4 protein-coding genes are annotated in these 3,203 nt (G+C 36.1%); all 4 read right to left on the reverse strand.

The genetic code is table 11. The annotated features are described in order from the left end of the window. Window positions 1-210: 210 nt before the first annotated feature. The 4 genes from NZ519_11440 to NZ519_11455 all read right to left on the reverse strand — a co-directional run bounded on the left by NZ519_11440 (window position 211) and on the right by NZ519_11455 (window position 3,124). The gene (locus NZ519_11440) at window positions 211-528 is read right to left on the reverse strand and encodes a hypothetical protein (protein ID MCS7029366.1); all 318 of its coding nucleotides are present in this window, start codon (window positions 526-528) and stop codon (window positions 211-213) included. A gap of 20 nt (window positions 529-548) precedes the next feature. Further along, entirely contained in the window at window positions 549-1,082 is a 534-nt protein-coding gene (locus NZ519_11445) for a glycosyltransferase (protein MCS7029367.1), read from the reverse strand. Beyond that, on the reverse strand, window positions 1,075-1,719 hold the full coding sequence (locus NZ519_11450; GenBank protein ID MCS7029368.1) for an FkbM family methyltransferase: 645 nt from the start codon (window positions 1,717-1,719) through the stop codon (window positions 1,075-1,077). The genes NZ519_11445 and NZ519_11450 overlap by 8 nt, the downstream gene beginning before the upstream one ends. Window positions 1,720-1,828: 109 nt before the next feature. Beyond that, window positions 1,829-3,124 carry a glycosyltransferase gene (locus NZ519_11455; GenBank protein ID MCS7029369.1) on the reverse strand — a complete coding sequence of 432 codons (1,296 nt, stop codon included), beginning with the start codon at window positions 3,122-3,124 and terminating at the stop codon, window positions 1,829-1,831. Between the last annotated feature and the right edge of the window lie 79 nt (window positions 3,125-3,203).

Here is a 3,203-nt window from a genome sequence, read left to right on the forward strand (position 1 = left end):
TGCATAGACCAGCCCCATAAATTTTGGTTAACTACATAAAGATAGTAAATTATATTAACGTATCCAACTGTAAAGCACTATTTGCTTAGCAGTCTTTGTTACGAGTTTATTTTAGTTACAAAAGTGATTCAACTTGCTATAGTATTTAATACACTCAAAAGCGCTTTTATATTAAAATTTATGTTTGTTATACATGAGCCACGCTAATGTTTAATTATTTCCAAATGAATAAGAAGGGAAATTAAAACTCAATTGTTCAGGATAATCAAAAAGTTGATGAATTTTAGGTACTATCTTAAATAACCTATTTACAAAGGGATAATCGACAATTTGAAGAAGTTGCTTCAGTCTTTTGATTTTTTTTCTTTCTTCATCTGTCAACATGCGCATTTCTCGCATAATGATTGATTGAACCTCTTCTAAATATTTATCTCTATGTTCAATTGACAACTGTCCCGATTTTCTTACTCGAAATCCACCAATTAAAGTATCAATTATGACAGGTTTGCTAAACCTAAAAAATCTCATCCATAATTCAAAGTCGCCAGCTAAACGATAATCGGCACTAATATATCCTCCTGCTTTTTCCTACAAAGAACGCCGCCATAGCGTAGATTCTTGTTGTATCCATTCTCTATTTCCCAAAAAAAGGCAAAGCGACTATATTTTCTCAGTGGTTTCACTGTTACTGTTCTTCCTTTTTCGTCAAAAATAGTAGGTACGCCACTTAACCAATCTATTTGAGGATACTGAAAAAATATTTCAGCTACAAGGCTAAACGAATTTTTGTGATACATATCGTCAGAATTAATCCACCCCATAATTTCGCCCGTGGTACGAGCAAAACCTTTTTGCAGAGCATCGTACATCCCTCTGTCAGGTTCACTTACCCAATAAGTTAAATATTTCTCATACTTTTTAATAATCTCCACTGAGTTATCTGTACTACCTCCATCAATAATAATAATATATTCTAAACGAGGATAGTTCTGCTCCAAAACAGAAACGATGGTTTGCTCTAAAAACTCTCCTTGATTAAAAGATGGCGTTACAATAGAAATAACGGGATATTGATTAGGCATAGTTTTGATATCTAAACTCAGGCCTGTCTTTACGGACAAAGAAAATATCCATTTGCCAAAATGCCCCATCCTTTTTTCTGTTCATAAAATCTACTATGTCGAGCGGCAGGAAGCCTAGTTTCTCCATGTACGAACACATTTCCCAAAAACGAAGGCTATTTTTAGCAATTGGAAAGTTATACACTTCCATTACAACCAGATTGGTTTTTTTCAATGTTTCTTTTGCTCCTTCTAAAATAGGAATTTCATAGCCATGTGTATCAAGTTTGATTAAATATGGCGGGTTTAATTTTTGTTGACTTACTTCCCAATCAATAGTGGTAACAGGAACTTTAATAATATTAGCAGATTCTGCTGCTTCTTCCATTGCTACTCCTCCCCAAAGGCTAGAATTATCAAAGTATATTTCTCCTTGCTTATTTCCAGCAGCTGCTATTACGTAGACTGTTTTTGGATACCGAGCTTTAAAAACTTTTAATCCTTCTTCATGTGCTTGCTGCGCTTCTATCAAAAGATACTTTGCCTCGGGATAGTACACCATACAAATTTCTGACCAACGACCATCAGAAGCACCTACATCTATTACAGAAGCAATTTCAATGCCTCTGTTAGCACTTCTCTTCAAACCTTCAAACATGGAAAAATGGCTAACCTCATGGCTGTCAATAGTAAACAAACGCCTTCGTCTGATTTCGTAGCCGGCAAAATGAAATAATTGTTTAATAATTGATTTTAGTATGTGGCTCTTAAACTTTGCAATTTAAAATATGATTGTATAATGCTATATATGCCTTAGCTTGTATCTCTAAACTATACTTCTTTTGAGCTTCTTTGGCAATAGCATGTCGGTTAAAACCGTCAATATTGTGCATAAATTTTTCAAGGTTATAGACCAATGCTGCAACACTGATTTCATTGCATAAATAACCATTGATTTCATCCTGAATAGTTTCCTTAATACCTCCTGTCGGAAAACCAATCACAGGTGTGCCACAGAGCAAAGCCTCAATCATGGTGTTGGGCAGATTGTCTTCTAAAGAAGGAATTACAAATACATCAGCAGCGGAGTAAGCCACAGCCATCAAACGTTCATCAAAAATCTTTCCTAAGGCTATCAAATTTTTACACTTTTCCGGTTGCATTTTCGAACCAATGACACATAAACAAATATTTTCATTTTTGAAGTTTTCCAGAGCTTTTTTCAAAAAAGCAAAACCCTTGCGGGTATTTTCTACTCTATCTGCTACAAAAAGTATTACTCTTTTATCTAGGGGTAAACCCAAAACCTCGCGACAAAACTTTTGGTCAAGGGGCTTGAAAATATTTGTAGGAAAGCCATAAGGAATGTAATAATGTGGGTATTGGGCAAAAAGTCTACTGTTTTTAGAACAATTCAAAAGCCATTGAGAAGGAGCGACTATGTATAAGTTTTTTACATTGTGTAGGCATTTTTTTTTGTAAGTGAGCCAATAATCATTTTCACGGATTTCTAATTCAGTATATTTTCTTGGCACTGGCAACCCATTCTCATCAACATCGATAAATCGCTCTGCATAATGCTCTATTCCTAAGAAAGGATTTTGATCATGTAAAGTCCACACTATGGGTTTGGTATTTTTGGCAAAAAATGTTTTCCAATCTAAAAAATCAGCTACCCAGTGGAAATGTATAATATCTGCTGTAGTATATTCTTCTGCCTGACAAATATCCGTAGACGAGTCGGGGAAACTGCATGTTTCTAAACCATGTGGACGCTGTGCTAACAACATAGCTCGTCTGACTTCTTCGGGTGATTTATCGGGTGGGGGAGAGACTAACCAAAATTCTACTCCTATTCTGCGTAATTTAGCCAATAACCGCTGCTGCCACGGCTGCCGCGGCTTTGTTGGCGGAGGACAAACTGTACTTGCACGGATGTCTCGTGTTTTTTGTTTGAGTAAAAGTTGGCTGTCTATTCCCTGATCTAGCAAAGCTTCATGCAGGCGAATACATGCTTTTGCCGCACCGCCGAAATCGTAGCTGTTAACCTGTAAAACTTTCATTTACGCGCCTCCATAAAAAGCGAATCAGGTTTGTAAACAATACCGTTTTTTGATTCCAACTCAAAAGTATTCCAGTTGG

The sequence above is a fragment of the Bacteroidia bacterium genome (genome assembly GCA_025056095.1).
Lineage (GTDB): Bacteria > Bacteroidota > Bacteroidia > JANWVE01 > JANWVE01 > JANWVE01.